We start from the raw sequence: 18,701 nt of genomic DNA, 5'->3' as shown, positions 1-18,701 counted from the left end.
CCCCTACCGCCGCAGCCTGATCTCCGTATCGTCCAGCCCCGACAGGACCAGCGTCCCGTCTTCTTCCACCGTATGGCGCTGGATGCTGCGCAGCGCCGACATGAGGGCCTGTTCGCGCAGCATCACCTCGCGCGGGCAGGCCATCATGGTGCTGGCTGCGCTGCGCCCGGCGATGGTCAGGCCGTTGGCGTCGGCGCGGTAGCGGGCGGTGAAGCGGTTGCAGCCGGCATGGCCGCTGACCTCCCCCTGGCCGGAAAAGCGCATGGACAGGCCGGCATCGGCCACCGGCTGGCCGTTCAGCGCCGTGACCTTCCAGTCGCCGCCATGGGCCAGCACCGCCGACGCCGACCCGCCACAGCCGGTCAGCACCTCGTCATCGGCCTCCACCACCACCTTGTCGGGAAAGGGCGCGCCGGTGCGTTCGTCCAGGCACAGGCCGGGGTTGATGGTCACCCTCAACTCCCCCTCGCCCAGGCGGGCCACATAGCGGTGGCCGTCGGCCAGCAGCTGGCGTTCGGGCACGGCGATCTGCGCCACCTGCGACGTTACTGTGCCGGATCTCACGAGGTCCAGGCGCTCCGGCCCGATGCGCAGGCTCCAGTTCGGGCTGCGGCCGCGCGCCTCGTAGATGTTGGCGGGCACGTCCTCGGCGAATTCCGACTGGGCGCAGGATGTTTCCGCCTCGCCTTGCAGGGACAGGCGGGCATTGCGCCCCTTGCTCCAGAACTCCACCGTCCGCCCGTCGGCCAGGGTGCCGTCATAGCGGGCACCGGATGCGGAGAAGCCGCGTTCCAGCCGGCGCGTCGCCCCGTCCAGGGTCAGTTCCAACCCGTCCTCGCCGGCCAGCGCCACCACCTGCCGCTCCCCGCACTGGAATACGGTGCCGGGCGGACGCAGGGCGGGTCCGGTGGACGGGGCGGTGGCGGCGGGTTCGGGTGCCGCCGCGCGGGTCAGCCACAGCATGCCCAGATTGTGCAGGGTGCGGCCGGGATCGACGACATGGGCGCTCTGGATCGACCAGAGCGGCTGGCCCTGGGCGTCCTGGATGATGGCACGCAAGGCATAGCGCACGCCGGCCTTCAGCTTGGCCGCCGCCGCCGTCAGGCGGAAGCGCAGCGGCACCTGCTGGCCCGCCAGGTCGATGGCCTGCCGTGCCAGGGCCGGGGCCGCCGGATCGCCGCCCTGTTCGGCCAGCGTCACCAGCAGCACCGCCCCCGGCGGCAGGGCCATGCGCTCGCGATAGTTCAATTCGCCGATGAGGGTGACCAGGGCGCGGGCGGCGGAACCATTTACGGCGGGGACGCCATTGCCGGCGGGAGCGGCCGACCCGCTGACCTGCGCCCGGACGGGCCCGGCGGCCAGCGCCAGCACCAGTCCCGCCGTCAGAGATGCCGTACCCCAGCCCGCCTTGCGCATGCCGCCCTTTTCCCTGGCCCCGATCCGGGCGCCGATGATGCCGCCGGATCGCCATCCGTGCCAGTTTGAAATGCGGTCGCCTGCATTTTCCGCTCCCGCGGCTGGCCGGATCGCCGCCCGTTCAGTGCGCCCCGTCACCCGCCGACGGCGCCTGCGCAGGTGAATACGTATGCGTCGCAACGCAGCAATCATCTGCATACGTATTTTCGCGCTCTTCGTTTTCAAGGTTTGTAACTAAATTCGGGATGCAACATGCCGGATCAACTGGGCCCTTTACCGGGTCCATTGCCAAAGCCACCGTTGGGTAGTCGGGTTCTGCACAGGAATGATGCACCCGTTTTACTTGCCGCCTTTGTAATCAGGGGGCGGCCACGGACGGCCAATAATACCAAGGCTGTTGCGGGTGAAGGTTTGTCGTCGCGTCCGTTTGTTATGGTTGTTGCGCGTCCTGAAAGGAACGCCAGGCAGGCCCGATGCCGGTAACGGCGGCGGGCAATGGGAGTGGCTTGGCTGTTCGCGGACGAGGGTCGCTTGCGGTCGCAAACTGCACCCCGTGAAGGGGTCAACAAGAACAATGGCGTCGATGACGCTCAAGTCGATGGGGAGTGAGAGGAATGTCCAAGGTTCATCCAATGCGTTTCGCGTTGCTGGCGACGGTTGCCGGCGCCGCCATGCTGCAGGCGGGCGCTGCAATCGCCGCTGACGACAGCATCGTCACCCAGCGTGCCGACGCCACCCAGGTGGCCCAGGCCGCGCCCGCCGCCACGGCTGGTGCCGGCGGCGATGTGCTGGAGGAGATCATCGTCTCCGGCTTCCGCCAGTCGATCCAGGCCTCGCTGGAGCAGAAGCGCAACGCCACGCAGATCGTGGAAGTGATCACGGCGGAAGATATCGGCAAGCTGCCCGACAATTCCATTGCGGAATCGATCGCCCGCCTGCCCGGTCTGGCGGCCCAGCGCGTCGATGGGCGCGCCTCGGTGATCTCGCTGCGCGGCCTGGGGCCTGACTTCACCGCCACGCTGCTGAACGGGCGCGAGCAGGTGTCGACCGGCAACAATCGCGGTGTCGAGTTCGACCAGTATCCGGCCGAAATCTCCTCGGGCGTCGCCGTCTACAAGACCTCGCAGTCCAATGTCATCGGCCAGGGCCTGGCCGGCACGGTGGACCTGAAGACCATCCGCCCGCTGGATTACAAGGACCGTGTCGTCGCGCTGTCGGCCCGGTCCGAATATGTCACCAACGGCAAGCTGAACAGCGACAGCAAGGAGATCGGCTACCGCTTCTCCGGCACCTATGTCGACCGTTTCGCCAACGACACGCTGGGCCTGTCCATCGGCGTCTCGCACCTGAACCAGCCGACGCAGATCAAGTCGGCCCGCTTCTGGGGCGACGGCAACTATCCGCGCATCAATGACAGCCAGCCGCTGAGCGACACCGCCCCCTACATCATCGGCGGCGGCGAATTCCGCGCCAATTCCCAGACGCTGAAGCGTACCGGCGTGGTCGCGACGGTGCAGTACGAGCCGACGGACAGCTTCGCCACCAGCCTCGACTTCTTCTATTCGAAGTTCGACGATGTGCAGTACCAGCGCGGCGTGGAACTGCCGCTCTGGTGGTCGGGCGCCGTCCTGGCCCCCACCGGCCGCACGGTGCAGAACGGGCTGGTCACGGCCGGCAGCTTCTCCGGCGTCAAGGGCGTGGGCCGCTCCGACATCCGCGAGACCGAGGCCGACCTCTATTCCGCGGGCTGGAACGGCAAATACACCAAGGACGCCTGGACGGTAACCGCCGACCTGGGTTACAGCTCGGCCGACCGCCAGTCCTCGCGTTTCGAGGCCTATTACGGCACGGGCCGCAACGGCACCGGCGCCACCGACACGGTGGGCTTCACCTCCACGCCGAACGATTTCGGCTGGCAGCTGACGCATAACCTGAACTATGCCGACCCCAACCTGATGCTGCTGACCGATCCGGGTGGCTGGTCGGGTGGGTCCATCGGTTCGCTGGACCAGAACGGCTACCTGAACCAGCCCTCCATCAAGGACGAGCTGTACACGGCCCGCCTGGATGTGAAGCGCGAGATCGACAGTGAGGCGTTCCGCGCCGTTACCCTGGGCGTGAACTATACCGACCGCTCGAAGAGCTATGAGCAGCCGGAATGGTACATCGTCACCACGGCCAATGTGCAGAACCCGACGGCGCAGCGTTCCATCGCCGTACCCGCGGCTTCCGTGCTGAAGCCGACGGACCTGTCCTGGGTCGGTCTGGGTGATACGCTGGCCTTCGATCCGCGCGACCTGCTGGACCAGGGCATCTATTCGCTGGTCAAGTGCCCGCGCCTGAACTGCGTCGATGACCTGGCCTATTCCATCGATGAGAAGGTGTGGACGGGCTATGCCCAGGTCGATATCGACGCGCAGCTGGGTGATACCCGCCTGACCGGCAATTTCGGCGCCCAGTATATCCGCACCGACCAGAGCTCCACCGCCCCGGCCATCAACCCGGACAAGAGCTTCAAGTCGGTCACCGACGGCATCAAGTACAACAACTTCCTGCCGAACATGAACCTGATCTTCACCCTGCCGAACGAGGATCACAAGATCCGCCTGGCCGCCGCCCGGCAGATGGCGCGCGCCCGTCCGGACCAGCTGTCGGCCCTGTTCACCTACGGCTTCGACCCGACGCCGACCAAGCTGGCCAGCACCGATATCGAGTTCTCGCCCTGGTCCGCCGATGACGAGAAGAACGGCAATCCCAAGCTGAAGCCCTGGATCGCCGACGCCATCGACGCCACCTACGAGTTCTATTTCGCCGATGCCGGTTACCTGGCCCTGAACGGCTATTACAAGTGGCTGAAGACCTACATCTACCGTGAAAAGAGCGTGTACGACTTCACGGGCCTGCCCACCAACGGCACCACGCCGCGCCTGTTCACCGGCTATTCCAAGCGTCCGGTCAACGGCAATGGCGGCGATATCTACGGTGTCGAACTGGCCCTGTCGCTGCCGTTCGAACTGATCAGCGAGGGGCTGGATGGGTTTGGCGTCACCGGCAATGTCGGCTACACCAAGACCAGCATCACCCCCGATCCGGGCCAGCCGTCGCAGCCGATCCCCGGCTATTCCAAGTACACGGCCCAGGGCACCTTCTATTACGACAAGGACGGTTTCCAGGCCCGCGTCTCGGCCAACCACCGCTCCAAGTTCCTGGCGGAGGTCACCGGTTTCGGCCAGGGTCGCGCCATGCGCATGGCCAAGGCCGAGACGGTGATGGACGCCCAGGTGTCCTACGAGTTCCAGGAAGGCTCCTCGCTCCAGGGCCTGACCATCATGCTCCAGGGCTACAACCTGACCAACGAGCCGTTCGCGGCCTATGGCAATGGCGACACCCGCCTGATCGAGCGTTACGAGGAATTCGGCAGCCGTTACCTGCTGGGTGCCTCCTACAAGTTCTGACCCCATCCTCCCTCGCCCCCGCCGGCACCATCCGGCGGGGGTTTTTCTTTGGGGGATGGGAGGGTCTTCCCCGGTGGGGTTTGGGCTGTAACGGCTCCAACCTCTTCCACCGTTACCCCGGCGAAGGCCGGGGCCCAAGTGACAAGCGCCTCGTTCTACGAACTGGGCCCCGGCCTTCGCTGGGGTGACGGTGGATATTGATGGAAGCCTGGCAGCCTTACTCGGCTGGAAGAAACCACACTACCAGCGCCATTGACGCCCCACCCCCAATCGCGCTTCGCTATCTCCCCCACCCCTCCCCGAACCGAGGCGGCAGTCCATGCATAAACCCATCCGTACCATCGTGATCGTGGGCGGCGGCACGGCCGGCTGGATGTCGGCGGCGGCCCTGGCCCGCGTGGCCGGCAAGACCCACAAGATCCATCTGGTGGAATCGGACGAGATCGGCACGGTGGGCGTAGGCGAGGCGACGATCCCGCCCATCGCCACCTTCAACCGCGTGCTGGGCATCGACGAGGATGACTTCCTGCGCGCCACCAACGGCACCATCAAGCTGGGGATCGAGTTCAAGAACTGGTACCGCCAGGGCCACCGCTACATGCATGCCTTCGGCGCGCTGGGCCGGCCCCTGGGCATGACCCAGTTCCACCATGTCTGGCGCCGCGCCAATGCGCTGGGCTTGGATCATGACTGGGAGCAATATGTCTTCAACACCGTCGCCGCCCGCGACCTGCGCTACGCCCGTCCGGGGCCGCAGCGGCGCACGCCGCTGGAACCGCTGGGCCACGCCTTCCATTTCGACGCCGCCCTCTATGCCGCCTATTTGCGCCGCTATTCCACCGACCGTGGCGTGGTGCGCACCGAAGGCAAGATCCGCCGCACCATCCTGAACGCCTTCAACGGCCATGTGGAGGCGGTGGAGCTGGAGGATGGCACGAAGATCGAGGGCGACCTGTTCCTCGACTGCTCCGGCTTCCGCGGCCTGCTGATCGAGGGGGCGCTGGGCACCGGGTTCGAGGATTGGTCGCACTGGCTGCCCTGTGACCGGGCCTGGGCCGTGCCCTGCGCCAATGGCGGGGAGTTCACCCCCTATACAAGAGCCACGGCCCATTCCGCCGGCTGGCAATGGCGCATCCCCTTGCAGCACCGCATCGGCAACGGCCATGTCTTTTCCAGCCGCTATATGGGGGAGGAACAGGCCCGCGACATCCTGATGGCGAACCTGGATGGCGAGGCCCAGGCGGAACCCCGCCTGCTGCGCTTCACCGCCGGGCGGCGGAAGAAGATGTGGAACCGCAACGTCATCGCCATCGGCCTGGCCAGCGGTTTTCTGGAGCCCCTGGAAAGCACCTCGATCCATCTGGTGCAGTCGGCGGTGTCCCGCCTGCTGATGGCCCTGCCCAATGACGGCATCGATGCGGTGGAGGTGGAGGATTTCAACGAGAAATCCCGCACCGAGTATGAGCGTATCCGCGACTTCATCATCCTGCATTACAAGGCCACGGAGCGCGACGACAGCCAATTCTGGCGCAACTGCCGGGCCATGGACATCCCCGACGAACTGGCCCGCCGCATGCGCTATTTCGCCTCCCACGGAAGGGTGTCCCGCGTCTATGACGAGCTGTTCATGGAGGTGAACTGGATACAGGTGTTCCTGGGCCAGGGCGTGATCCCCCGTACCTGGCACCCGCTGGCCGATCAGCTGAGCGAGGCGGAACTGAAGGAGTTCCTGGCCGAGGTGAAGGGCATGATCGCGCATGAGATGAAGGTCCTGCCCACCCATGCGGAGTTCATCCAGCGGAGCTGTGCGGCCAAGGCGGGGTGAGGGGCAACCCCTGCCACGCTTCCTGTGGGCACCATCGTTTCCCCCCCCTCCACCGTCACCCCGGCGAAGGCCGGGGCCCAAGTGACAAGCGCATCGCTCTACGACCTGGGCCCCGGCCTTCGCCGGGGTGACGGTGGGTGGGGGGAAGCCGTCACGGCCCGGAACTTCACCGAAACAAAAAAGCCAAACCCCAAGGAGTTGGAAACATGCCCCGTCTGCTGACGAAAGCCGCCACCCTGCTGGCCCTGGCCGCCCCCGCCTATGGGCAGACCGCCAACCCCGACCGGCCCTTCGCCGATGATGTGGTCTATTTCGTCGTCACCGACCGCATGGCCAATGGCGATCCGGCCAGCGACAAGGGCGGTCTTACCGGCGGGCCGGAACAGACCGGTTACGACCCCACCGATATCGGCATGTTCCATGGCGGCGATTTCCAGGGGCTGACGGCCAAGCTGGACTATATCCAGGGCCTTGGCGTCACGGCGATCTGGGTCACCCCGCCGGTCACCAACAAGGTGGTGCACAAGTATGATGGCGGCCTGTCGGCCGGGTATCACGGCTATTGGGGCGTGGATTTCCTCAATGTCGACCCGCATCTGGGCGGCAACGCGGCGTTCAAGGCTTTCGTGGAGGCCGCCCATGCCCGCGGCATGAAGGTGATCATGGATATCGTCGTCAACCATACCGGCGATGTCATCCAGTACCGCGAATGCGATGGCACCAGCATGGCCAAGCCCTGCCCCTACCGTTCCAAGGGCGACTATCCCACCACCCGCAATGGGCTCAATCCAGGTTTCCAGGGCGACCGTCCGGCGGCGCAGACCAATCCCAACTATGCCACCCTGACCGACATCAACTACGCCTACACGCCCTACGTCCCCGCCGGCCAAGAGCAGGCCAAGAACCCCGCCTGGATGAACGACCCGCGCCATTATCATAATCGCGGCGACAGCACCTTCAGCGGGGAGGACAGCATTTTCGGCGATTTCGCCCGCCTGGACGATCTCTATACCGAACAGCCCGCCGTGGTGGACGGCCTGATCGACATCTACAAGCATTGGGTCCGCGAATACCGTATCGACGGCTTCCGCCTGGACACCGCCAAGCATGTGAACCCGGAATTCTGGCACCGTTTCGTGCCGGAGGTGACGGCGTTCGCCAAGGCCCAGGGCATCCCCAACTTCATCATTTTCGGGGAGGTGGCCAATGACGATGTCTCCGACCTGGCCGCCTATACCGGCATCCTGGGCCTGCCCTCGGTCCTGGATTTCGCCCTGTCGGCGGCGACCCTGGATACGCTGGGCAAGGGCAAGGACCTGGATGAATGGGACCGGCTGTTCCGCGGCGACCGTCTCTATCCCGGCGGGCCGGATGCCGCCCGCGATCTGGCCACCTTCATCTCCAACCATGACCAGGGGCGTCTCGCCTTCAAGCTGCGCAAGGCCAATCCCAAGATGACGGCCGATGAGCTGCAGGCCCGCGTGGCGCTGGGCCATGCCCTGATGTTCTTCTCCCGCGGCGTGCCGGTGCTCTATTATGGCGACGAGCAGGGTTTCGTCGGCCTGGGTGACGACAAGGCCTCGCGCCAGCCGATGTTCGCCAGCGCGTCGAAACAGTTCAATACCGAGGAACGGCTGGGCACCATCGGCCCCCGCACGGGCGACGCCTACCAGCCGAACCACGCCCTCTATCGCGCCTTCACCGAAATGGCCGCCATCCGCCAGGCCCATCCCGGTTTGCGCCAGGGCAAGACGGTCGTGCGCTATTTCGAACGCAAGGGCCCTGGCCTGCTGGCCTTCTCCCGCGTGGATGAGGGGCGCGGCGAACAGTTCCTGGTGGTGGCCAACACTGACACCAAGCCGCGTTCGGTCAGCATCGACGTGGATGGCCCGGGTACGCAATGGTCGGCCCTGCGCGGGGCCTGCGGGGCGGGGCAGGGGCAGAGCTATACCGTGACGGTGCCAGCGCTGGATTATGTGGTGTGCCGGCGTGGGTGAGGGGTTCCCCCCTCTCCCACCGTCATCTTTAGAAAGCGCGTTTTCTTTGGGTTCGCCATAAAATGTAGAGAAACCGGCCGATGAACCCAGTCATGATCATGCCGCAGCTGATCATGAATCCAACGAAACTAGTGTTTTCTTTGAAATAATAAAACGGGATCAAGGGTATGAATATAAAAAGAAATACGGCGCTGCCCTTGAATGAATAGACAAGGTGCCGTCTTTTTATTTCTCCCAGGGCCTCCCGCAATCTCATTTTTTTCTCCACCGCAGCGACAACAGCATGATTGCTGGAAGGTGGCGGGTGGGCAAGTCCAATTGCAGCACTTCCCACCTCGCCTTCACACCACCTCCACCTCCGACACCGGTCCATGCCGCATCAGGGCCGCCAGCTTTTCCAGCGCATGGGCCAGCGCCGGCTGGTCCGGGGCGGCCCCCAGCGCCACGCGCACATATTTCTCCGGCGGTTCCGCCGCCATGGCGAAGTTGGACCCCGGCACCACCGTGGCCCCGGCCTTCTTGGCGGCGAGCGCGAAGGCGCGGTCGGTCCAGTAGGGTGGCAGGGTCAGCCAGACATGGTGGCCCTGGGGATGGGCCGCCATCGCCCCCATCGGCAGCAGGCGCCGGGCGATCGCCTGACGCTCCACCGCCTCCTGCCGGATGGCGGCCAGGATTTCGCTCGCCGTGCCATCCTCGATCCAGCCGGTGATGGCGGCCACCGACAGGGGCATGGCCATCTGTGATGTGGCGCGCAATGCCGCACGGATCGGGTTGGTGTCCGTCCCCTGCGGTGCCACCAGATAGGCGACGCGCAGGCCCGGCGACAGGCATTTGGACAGGGTGGCGATATGCCAGACCCGTTCCGGCGCCAAGGCGGCCAGCGGCGGCAGGCCGGGTTCGGCCAGCATGCCGTAGGCATCATCCTCGATGATGATCAGGTTCTGCGCCCGCGCCACCGCCGCGATCTCCAGCCGCCGTTCCAGCGGCATGGTGAGGGTGGTGGGGTTGTGGATGGTCGGCGTCAGATAGACCAGCCGCGCCCGCGTGTCGCGCGCCACCAGGGCCAGCGACGGCGCCACCATGCCCAGCGCATCCGTCTGCACCGGCGTCACATGCAGCCCGCGCATCTGCGCCGCCAGCCGGAACCCGGTATAGGCATAGGGATCGCTCAGGATATCGCCGGCCCAGCATGTCTCCAGCGTCAGCAGCGCCGTCAGGCACGATTGCGCCCCGCCGGTGACCAGCACCCGCGCCGGGTCCAGGTCGGGGATGCGGCTGCCCAGCCATTTGGCCCCGGCCTTGCGGTCGGCCTCGCTGCCGCCATTGGGCTGGTAATTCAGCAGGCGCGACAGGTCGGGCCGGCGCGTCAGCCCCGCCATGGTCCGCGCCAGCCGTGCCGCCAGGTTGGCGCTGGGCGGCTGCGGTGGCAGGTTCATCGACAGGTCCAGCTCCACCGGCGGCGGCGGGGGCTGGCGGGCGGCATCGGCGACGAAGGTGCCGCGCCCCACCGACGCCTCCACCAGCCCGCGCTGCCTTGCGTCGGCATAGGCGCGGGTGATGGTGGTCAGGTCCACCCCCACCGCATCGGCCAGCGCCCGGTGCGTGGGCAGCCGTGTGCCGGGCTTCAGCGCACCCGACGCGATGTCGGCCGCCATGGCATCGGCGATGGCGCGATAGAGCGGCACACCGGGCGGCAGGGCAGGGGGCGTCCAGTCACTCATTCATCCCCGCCCTCGTCCAGCCGGCCCTGCTCGGCCTTGTTCATATACTGGGCACAGACCAGCCAGCCCTTCAACGGCCGCAACAGCGCCAGCACCGACAGCACCGTCACCGGAAGTGTGGTGAACAGATGCACCCAATAGGGCGCCTGGAACACCATCTCCTGCCATACCGCGAACCCGGTCAGCGGGAAGCTGACGATCGACATGGTGAAGAACGCCGGCCCGTCCGCCGGATCGGCAAACGACATGTCCAGCCCGCAGTTCGGACAGTTCTTCGCCAGCTTCAGATACCCGTCGAAGATCGATCCCTGCCGGCAATGCGGGCACAGGCCCTTGATGCCCAGACCGAAGGGGGTGGTGGCGAAATCGATCTTCTGCTTGCCGGCCATGGCGGCTCTCCATTGTATGGGCCATACAGGATGAATTGTATGGTATTTGTATGATCCATACACCTGATGCGCCGATACGTCCTGGTCCAGCTTGTCGCAGCCCCCGCTTGCACCCCCATGCCACCCATGTTGATCTGTCATGGATCGGGTGTGGAGGATGGATGATGCGGGTTGTGGGATCGCTGCTGCTGGCCATGCTGCTGGTGGGAACCGCGCAGGCCAAGACCCTGGTCCATTGCGCCGAAGCCGCCCCCGACAGTCTCAATCCGCAATATTCCACCTCGGGCAATGCCTACGATATCGCCCAGCAACTCTATGAAAAGCTTGTGAATGTGAAGCGCGGTTCGCTGGAGCTGGAACCGCAGATGGCCACCGGCTGGGAGTTGGCGGATGGCGGGCGGACCATCATCTTCACCCTGCGCCAGGGGGTGAAATGGCACCGGTCGAAGCTGTTCACGCCTACGCGCGATTTCAATGCCGACGACGTGGTCTTCACCTTCGCAAGGCAGATGGACAAGACCCATCCCTATCACGCCGTGGCCGGCGGCAAGGTCTATCCGGCCTTTCATAACCTGGGCCTGTCCACCAACCTGCTGGCCGTGGAAAAAGTCAGCGATTACAAGGTACTGTTCCGTCTGAAGGAACCGGATGCCGGCATCTTCTACGCCCTTGCCAGCCACGCCATGTCCATCCAGTCGGCCGAATATGGTGCTTCCATGCTGAAGGCCGGCACCCCGGAAAAGGTCGATCTGGACCCGATCGGCACCGGCCCGTTCCAGCTGATCCGCCACCTGCTGGATACCGAGGTGCGGATGCGCGCCAACAAGGATTACTGGCGCGGCGTGGCCCCGCTGGACCAGCTGGTCTTCGTCATCGCGCCGGATGCGACCGTGCGCTATGCCAAGCTGAAGGCCGGCGAATGCCACACCATGACCTATCCCAACCCCGCCGACCTGGACCGAATGCGTCAGGACAAGGATGTGCGGCTGGTCGGGGTGGACGCGATGTCCGTGGGCTATGTGGCTATGAACATGGACAAAAAGCCCTTCGACGATGCCCGCGTGCGCCTGGCGGTCAATCTGGCTGTCGATAAGAAGGCGATCCTGGATCAGGCCTATATGGGCACCGCCAAACCCGCCATCACGCCCATTCCCCCGGGCCATTGGGCCCATGATGACAGTATCCAGGACCTGCCGTACGACCCCGCCAAGGCCAAGGCTCTGCTGGCAGAGGCCGGGCTGAAGGACGGATTCGCGACAGAGCTGTGGACCATGCCCGTCGTCCGCCCCTACAACCCCGCCCCCCGCCGCATCGCGGAGATGATCCAGGCCGATCTGGCCAAGGTGGGGATCAAGGCCAAGATCGTCACCTATGAATGGGGCGAGTATGTCCGCCGCGTGCGCTTCGGGGAGGCGGCGATGGCCCAATATGGCTGGTCGAATGACGAGGTTGACCGGTTCTGGTCCGATCTGCTGTCGTGCGAGGCGGCCAAGCCCGGCAATGGCAATCTGGCCCGCTGGTGCGATTCGGAGATGGACCGGCTGATCACCGCCGCCCGGCGCACGGGCGATCAGGCGGCGCGCAAGGATTATTATTTCAAGGCCCAGGCCCTGTTCCACCAGAACCTGCCCTGGATCCCCATCGCCCATCCGCAGGTCTTCACCGGCGTGCGGCCGGAAGTGGTGGATTTCCGCGCCTCGCCCTCCACCCGGCTGGATTTCTACGGCGTGGATGTGAAATAGGGCGGCAGGCCCAGCACCCCGATCGGGGTTTCGCGCCCGCGCAGCGTGACCGGGCCCAGCTTTGTGGGTTCCATCCCGGCCAGGGGCGTGCAACGTTCCAGCGCCGCGTCAGTCAGGATGATGTCGCGGCCCAGATCCTTGGCCACCCCATCCAAACGGGCGAGAGAATTGATCGTGTCACCGAAATAGGTGATTTCCTTCCGCTCGTCCCCCACCTGGGCGACGATGACGGGGCCGGCATGGATGGCGATGCGGAAGCCCAGCCCCACCGCCATCTCCCGGTCCAGTCCGGTCAACGCCCGGCGTATGGCCAGCGCGCAGGACAGGGCCGGAGCCTGAGGCTGCTTGGGCGTCAGGCGCCAGGAAATGATGGCCTGGTCGCCGACATATTTGTCGATCACCCCGCCATGGCAGCGCACCGGCTCCCCCAGCGCATAAAGGAAGCGGCCGACCACCCGCATCGCTTCCCGGTCGCCCAGGCGGGCTGCAAGGGCGGTGGAATTGGCCATGTCCACCTGCAGGAACAGCCGCTGTTCCTCCACCGGCCGTGAATAACGCCCGGTGATCAGGGCGAAGAACACGGGATTGCCGATCAGGCTGCGCGTCTGGTCCAGCAGCAGCAGCAACACAACCGATGCCGCGGAATAGGAGAAGACCTGGAAGAAATCGATATTGGGGGAACCGTCATCGACATCCAGGCCGGTGGTGGCATTGATGATATGGGCCAGCGCGATGCCCACGATGATCAGCCCGCAATGGGTCAGATAGAATGCCGGCAGCCCGACGCCGCGCGGCAGCCGGCTGATGCGGGTGCGCAGGCCCGACAGCAGCAGCCGGTGCTTGAAGGCCAGGCACAGGCCGCCGATACACGATCCGAACACGATGGAGATGGGCAGCGACACCCCGGCCCAATGCGCTATGGGAAAGCCCAGCGTACCGCCGATCAGCAGCACCATCACCCAGCGGCGCAGGGTCCGCGTCCGCTCACGCCAGGAAGGGGCGGATCTGTCCTGAACGGCGTCGATGGGGACCATGGGCAGCCTTCTCACGCTGGCATTGCGCCGGGCACGCTATCATGGGTGACGGTGGATGCAATGACGGCGCACACAGGGGGGGAGCTTCAGAGGATCATCACCTCCGCCCCCTCCTTCACTCGATCCAGTGCGATCAGGCTGCGGAAGCTGACCACGGCGTCGTTTTCCGCGAACAGGCGCCGTGTGATCGCCTCGTAACTGGCCATGTCCGGCGACAGGATCACCAGGACGAAGCTGATGCCGCCGGTCACGTAGTAACATTGCTGCACTTCTGGCGCTTCACGGAACAGGGCCTTGGCCTTGTCGACGGTCGCCGCCCGTTCATCGGTCAACTGCACCTCGACGATGGCGGTGATGGCCATATGAACGGCGCTCGTATCGACGATGGCGGCGTTCTGGCGGATGATTCCGGCCTTTTCCATGCCCGCGACCCGGCGCTGCACGGCGGCGGCGGACAGGTTCACCGCCTCTGCGATCTCCCGCTGCGGCGTTTTGTTGTCGCGTTGGATGATACGCAGGATGGCGCGGTCGAAACCGTCAAGGATGCGGAGCGGGTTCTTCATGGGGTGAGTATTTGTTGCATTTGAGGGGCCGATCAAGAGCGCAACGCTCGCTCGGGCGATGATAATGATCACCGAAGGCTCAGCGAGAGGCTTCGAGAGTGGACATCGCCCTTACCCGCCCGTCCGGCGATAACAGGACAAGTCTGGGGATCGCCTGCGGCATCGGTGCCGGTGCCCTGTGGGGTCTGGTGTTCCTGGCCCCGGAACTGGTGCGGGACTTCACGCCCCTGCAACTGGCCATCGGCCGTTACCTGGCCTATGGCGTCCTATCCGCCCTGCTGATCGCACCGCGGTGGCGGGCGTTGCGCGCGGCCGTCACGCGGCGGGAATGGCGGTCCCTGGCCTGGCTGGCCCTGGCCGGCAACACGCTCTATTACATCCTGCTGTCCACAGCGGTGCAGACCGGCGGCATCGCCATGACCTCCCTTGTCATCGGCTTCCTGCCGGTGGCGGTGACCATCATCGGCAGCCGCGACCAGGGGGCGGTGCCGCTGGGCCGATTGCTGCCGTCGCTGCTGCTCTGTGCCGGTGGGGCGCTGTGCATCGGCTGGCAGGCGCTGGCAGCACCGGCGGAGGCGTCGCTGCTGGGCTTGGCGTGCGCCGTCGGCGCCCTTGCTTCCTGGACGGGGTTCGCGGTGGGCAACAGCCGCTGTCTTGCCCGGCTGCCGCATGTGTCCGTGCATGACTGGAACCTGCTGCTGGGCATCATGACCGGGGCGCAGGCCGTGCTGCTGATCCCGGTGACGATGGTGGTCGAGCCGGTGCAGCACGCCGCCGATGCCTGGGCGCGGCTGGCCGGCATTTCCATTGGCGTGGCCCTTCTGGCCTCCATGCTGGGCAATGCGTTGTGGAACCGGATGAGCCGGCTGCTGCCGCTGACCCTGGTGGGCCAGATGATCCTGTTCGAGACCCTGTTCGCCCTGCTTTACGGCTTCCTGTGGGAACAGCGCCTGCCCACGGGGCTGGAGGTGGCGGCCTTTGTCCTGGTCGTGGGCAGCGTGCTGTCCTGCATCGGGGCGCATCAGCGGCATGCACCATCACGGGCAGACGCCTGACCCCTGGGCAAAAGCCGCTTTCAGGCGCATATTGTGCGCCTGCGAAATCATCCTTCTTCAATAAAGCACCCCCATGGATAATCTGCTCCCGGAACCGTCCATCCCGATGGAACCGGACCTCGTCTTCGCCGTCGCCCGGCATCATCCGGAAATCACCACCATCGGACGCCTCGGCCTGGACCGGATCGAGCAGGCGACCGCCTATGGCATGGTGCCGCTGGGCCTGCCTTTGCCGCAGGGGCGGCGCGATCTGGTGGTGCTGGCCGAACGCCGCGATGCCGTGGTGCTGGAGATCGAGGGGCTGGTGGCCCGCATGGTCCGCCGGTCGGAACTGCTGGAACAGGGGCGCCGCGCGCTGGAGGGGACCCATGTCGCCCTGCTGGCGGCGGAGGCGAAAAGCCGGGTGCGGGCGCGGGCCCATGATGAGCTGTCCTTCCCCGACATGTCCGGCCCCATCCGGCTGGAGGTTTCCCGCAGCTTCGATATCGATGAGTTGACGGGCCTGGACGACGCCACCCTGCGCCAGCATCTGGTGGAGGACCCGCAACTGGCCCAGGCGATGGAACAGGCGCTTGCCGATGTATCGGGCCGGCTGTGGCAGCTGCGTGCGGCGGTGGGAGAGGCTGACGACAGCTGGACCTTCGAGAATCTGGCCCAGCGCCTTTACCGCATCGCCCGCACCAACCACCAGCCCAATGACATCCTGCGCCGGTGGGAGGAGACGGCCGACACCTGGCTGCGTGAACGCGCCGTGGCGCGCGGCCGCACCTTCGTGAATACCGAATTCGACTTCGCCAAGTTCGAACGGCTGTTCCCCACGGCCCGATCCATGGGACGCAAGCTGGTGGCGGTCGTCGGCCCCACCAATTCCGGCAAGACCCACCGCGCCATGTCGGCGCTGCATGAGGCTGAGCAGGGCGTCTATCTGGCGCCGCTGCGCCTGCTGGCGTTGGAGGTGATGGACCGGCTGAACCGCGAGGGCACGCCCACCACCCTGCTGACGGGGGAGGAGGAGATCCGCGTGCCCGGTGCGCGGCATCTGGCCTCGACCATCGAGATGCTGGATCCCGAGCAGGTGGTGGATGTCGCCGTCATCGACGAAATCCAGATGTTGGCCGACAAGGATCGCGGCTGGGCCTGGACGGCGGCGCTGATGGGCGTGGCGGCCAGGACGGTCTATCTGCTGGGCGCGCCGGAGGCGCTGCCGCTGATCGAGCGGGTGGCGGGATATCTGGGCGAACCGCTGGAGGTGGTGCGGCTGGAGCGCAAGCAGCCACTGCACATGCTGGAACAGCGGCTGGAGTACGAGGATGTGCGCAAGGGCGATGCCCTGATCGCCTTTTCCCGTCGCAACGTCCACATGGTCCGCGACATCGTGCAGGCCAAGGGCATGACCGCCGCCGTGATCTATGGCGCCCTGGCGCCGGAGGTGCGGCGGCGCGAGGCGGAGCGCTTCACCAATGGCGAGGCGGATGTGGTGGTGGCCACCGACGCCATCGGCATGGGCCTGAACCTGCCCATCCGCCGCGTGCTGTTCACCACCCTGGAAAAGTTCGACGGCACCGAACAGCGCGAGCTGTCCCCGGCCGAGCTGAAACAGATCGCCGGCCGCGCCGGCCGCTATGGGCATCATGAGGAGGGCGAGTTCGGGGTGGTCGGTAAAGGCACGCCGCAGCAGCTGCGCACCATCTGGACCCGCCCCGACCCGTCCTTCGGTCCCCGCCGGGCGCTGACGGTGCGGCCCACCCGCGCCATGGTCGACCGGCTGGCCAGCCGTATCGGCCGCGACAGCATGATGCTGCTGGTCGATTGCTTCGCGGCGGCCCGCACAACGGGCAGCCCCTATCGCGTGGCCGACCTGTCGGCCCTGCGCCGCCTGGCCCAGGCCCTGGACGAGCGCGGCATCGGGTTCGAGGAGAAGCTGAGCCTGCTGTTCATGCCCGCCGACCTGGAGAAGGAGGTGGATGCCCGCTTCTTCAACCAGATGCTTCGTGCGGTGGAGAAGGACGAGCCGGTGCCGCTGGGCCTGGTCGTGCCGCTGCGCATGGAGCGGCTGGACGATTACGGGTTGGAGGAGCTGTCGCGCTCCTGTGACCTTTACTACTGGGCCAGCCGCAAATTCGCCCGGCTGTTTCCCGACCGCAAGGCGGTGGAGGAAAGACGGGCGGAGGTGGCGGGGCGCCTGTCGGAACTGCTGGCCAGCACCGCACGGCGGCAGAGAATGGGCAAGCCCGGCGGTGGCGGTGGCCGACCGGGCGGTGGGGGCAAGCCCAAGCCGCCCCAGGGTTTCCGGGGTGCGCCCAAGAAGCGGTACGGGCCGCGTAAGGGGTAGAGCAATCTCTCTCCCTCCCACCCGCTGACACGGGCGGCCCCTCTTTCGTGGGCGAGGGCGTAACTTCCTCCCTCTCCCGATTGCGGGAGAGGGAGGGACCCGTTGACGCGAGCCAATGGGAGGGAGAAGGCACTGCGACGACGCCTTCACGCAAACGACATCAAACCGAGAAAATCCTGTCGTCGATCCGTCGGATAGTGCCGCGCGGTTTCCATACCGCAACGGGGCTGATCCCATGTCGCCTGACCGTCCGTTCAACGTGCTGTTCGTCTGCCGCCGCAACGCCTCGCGCAGCCTGATGGCCGAAGGGCTGTTGCGCAAATGGGGGATGGGGCGGTTCGAGACCTTCTCCGCCGGTCCGGAACCGCGCGAGACGGCCGATCCGATCACGCTCGACCTGCTGGGCAAGGTCTCCATCGATACGGAAAACCTGCGCCCCAAGCAGTGGGACCTGTTCACCGGCCCCGACGCGCCGGACCTGGATTTCGTCTTCCATGTCTGCGAACAGTCCGCCGTCCTGCCGCAGCCGGCCTGGACGGGCAATCCGATGATCGTCACCTGGCGCTTTCCCGACCCGCTGGCCCTGGAAGGGTCGGAGACGGAGCGCCGGGCGCTGCTGAACCTGGTGTTCGGCATGGTGGAACGTCGGGTCAAGCTGCTCTGCGCCCTGCCCGACCACCGCTTGGCCCGCCTGACCGTATCGGACGTGTCCGACATCGCCATGGCAGGGTAAAAGATCACTCCGCTTCCGGCCAGAAATCCGCACCCGCAATCTGGGTGAAGCTCCAGGGGCAGTTGGCGGGGAAGGTTGCCTGCGGCAGACCGGTTTCGATGGCGGCCTGTCGGGTGGCGTAGCGGTAGGCCGATACCACGGCTTCGTCCAACTTGTGCTTCAGGCTGGGATTGTCATCTAGGTGATCGGCCAGCTGGTCGCGGGCATTGGCGATGGACAGGCGCCAGCTTTGCCCGCGCAAGCTGGGCTGGAACTGCCATTTCAGCAGATGCAGCAGCAGGATTGTCAGACGGCTGACCAGCTCGCGCTTCTCACTGCGCCCCATGCTTTCGATCTCCTCGGCGATAAGGGCGATGTCGGCGGCGTCCAGCTTGCCGGCGCGCAGCAGTGCCGCCTGCTGGTTGGCCCAGGCGTAGAAATCCTTCTCATAGAGCGACAT

Annotated in this window: 13 protein-coding genes; 7 read left to right on the top strand and 6 right to left on the bottom strand. The window is 66.0% G+C overall.

The genetic code is table 11. The features are described 5' to 3' along the window. Positions 1–3 precede the first annotated feature (3 nt). Entirely contained in the window at positions 4–1,416 is a 1,413-nt protein-coding gene (locus tag ACM9HJ_RS21700) for an META domain-containing protein (protein WP_416573852.1), read from the bottom strand. A 614-nt stretch (positions 1,417–2,030) separates the two neighbouring features. Between ACM9HJ_RS21700 and ACM9HJ_RS21695 the strand changes: the two genes are divergently transcribed. The 3 genes from ACM9HJ_RS21695 (at position 2,031) to ACM9HJ_RS21685 (ending at position 8,693) form a co-directional block, all read left to right on the top strand. Further along, the gene (locus tag ACM9HJ_RS21695; protein WP_416573851.1) at positions 2,031–4,871 is read left to right on the top strand and encodes a TonB-dependent receptor; all 2,841 of its coding nucleotides are present in this window, start codon (positions 2,031–2,033) and stop codon (positions 4,869–4,871) included. Between the two features lie 319 nt (positions 4,872–5,190). Beyond that, positions 5,191–6,696, top strand: coding sequence for a tryptophan halogenase family protein (locus tag ACM9HJ_RS21690; RefSeq protein ID WP_416573850.1), 1,506 nt, complete (start codon positions 5,191–5,193; stop codon positions 6,694–6,696). A 206-nt stretch (positions 6,697–6,902) separates the two neighbouring features. Then, entirely contained in the window at positions 6,903–8,693 is a 1,791-nt protein-coding gene (locus ACM9HJ_RS21685; protein WP_416573849.1) for an alpha-amylase family glycosyl hydrolase, read from the top strand. 341 nt (positions 8,694–9,034) lie between these two features. On the opposite strand, the gene ACM9HJ_RS21680 is transcribed toward ACM9HJ_RS21685, so the two are convergent. Beyond that, positions 9,035–10,414 carry a PLP-dependent aminotransferase family protein gene (locus ACM9HJ_RS21680; RefSeq protein ID WP_416573848.1) on the bottom strand — a complete coding sequence of 460 codons (1,380 nt, stop codon included), beginning with the start codon at positions 10,412–10,414 and terminating at the stop codon, positions 9,035–9,037. Next, the gene (locus ACM9HJ_RS21675) at positions 10,411–10,803 is read right to left on the bottom strand and encodes a DUF983 domain-containing protein (protein ID WP_416573847.1); all 393 of its coding nucleotides are present in this window, start codon (positions 10,801–10,803) and stop codon (positions 10,411–10,413) included. Before ACM9HJ_RS21675 ends, ACM9HJ_RS21680 begins: the two co-directional genes overlap by 4 nt. Positions 10,804–10,964: 161 nt before the next feature. On the opposite strand from ACM9HJ_RS21675, the gene ACM9HJ_RS21670 reads away from it, so the two are divergent. Continuing rightward, a complete protein-coding gene (locus ACM9HJ_RS21670; protein ID WP_416573846.1) occupies positions 10,965–12,545 on the top strand; it encodes an ABC transporter substrate-binding protein in 1,581 nt (526 codons plus the stop codon). On the opposite strand, the gene ACM9HJ_RS21665 is transcribed toward ACM9HJ_RS21670, so the two are convergent. Together ACM9HJ_RS21665 and ACM9HJ_RS21660 are read right to left on the bottom strand one after the other, a co-directional pair. Further along, positions 12,524–13,579, bottom strand: coding sequence for an adenylate/guanylate cyclase domain-containing protein (locus ACM9HJ_RS21665; RefSeq protein ID WP_416573845.1), 1,056 nt, complete (start codon positions 13,577–13,579; stop codon positions 12,524–12,526). The genes ACM9HJ_RS21670 and ACM9HJ_RS21665 overlap by 22 nt on opposite strands. Before the next feature lie 86 nt (positions 13,580–13,665). Further along, complete coding sequence (locus ACM9HJ_RS21660) at positions 13,666–14,214, bottom strand: Lrp/AsnC family transcriptional regulator (protein WP_416573844.1); 549 nt, start codon at positions 14,212–14,214, stop codon at positions 13,666–13,668. 26 nt (positions 14,215–14,240) lie between these two features. Here ACM9HJ_RS21660 and ACM9HJ_RS21655 point away from each other — a divergent pair, with 26 nt between their 5' ends. From ACM9HJ_RS21655 to ACM9HJ_RS21645, 3 genes are all read left to right on the top strand, one after another. Further along, complete coding sequence (locus ACM9HJ_RS21655) at positions 14,241–15,197, top strand: DMT family transporter (RefSeq protein ID WP_416573843.1); 957 nt, start codon at positions 14,241–14,243, stop codon at positions 15,195–15,197. 73 nt (positions 15,198–15,270) lie between these two features. Then, positions 15,271–17,529 (top strand): helicase-related protein, encoded by a 2,259-nt coding sequence (locus ACM9HJ_RS21650; RefSeq protein WP_416573842.1) that lies wholly within the window; start codon positions 15,271–15,273, stop codon positions 17,527–17,529. A gap of 235 nt (positions 17,530–17,764) precedes the next feature. Continuing rightward, a complete protein-coding gene (locus ACM9HJ_RS21645; protein WP_416573841.1) occupies positions 17,765–18,262 on the top strand; it encodes an arsenate reductase ArsC in 498 nt (165 codons plus the stop codon). Between the two features lie 4 nt (positions 18,263–18,266). Here the strand turns inward: ACM9HJ_RS21645 and ACM9HJ_RS21640 are convergent, their stop codons facing one another. Beyond that, positions 18,267–18,701, bottom strand: a complete 435-nt coding sequence (locus ACM9HJ_RS21640) for a DUF29 domain-containing protein (protein ID WP_416573840.1) — start codon at positions 18,699–18,701, stop codon at positions 18,267–18,269.

The organism is Niveispirillum sp. KHB5.9 (genome assembly GCF_048066115.1).
Taxonomy (GTDB): Bacteria; Pseudomonadota; Alphaproteobacteria; order Azospirillales; family Azospirillaceae; genus Niveispirillum.
Note: the sequence above shows the minus strand (reverse complement) of the source record. Positions and strands in the feature narration are given on the sequence as shown.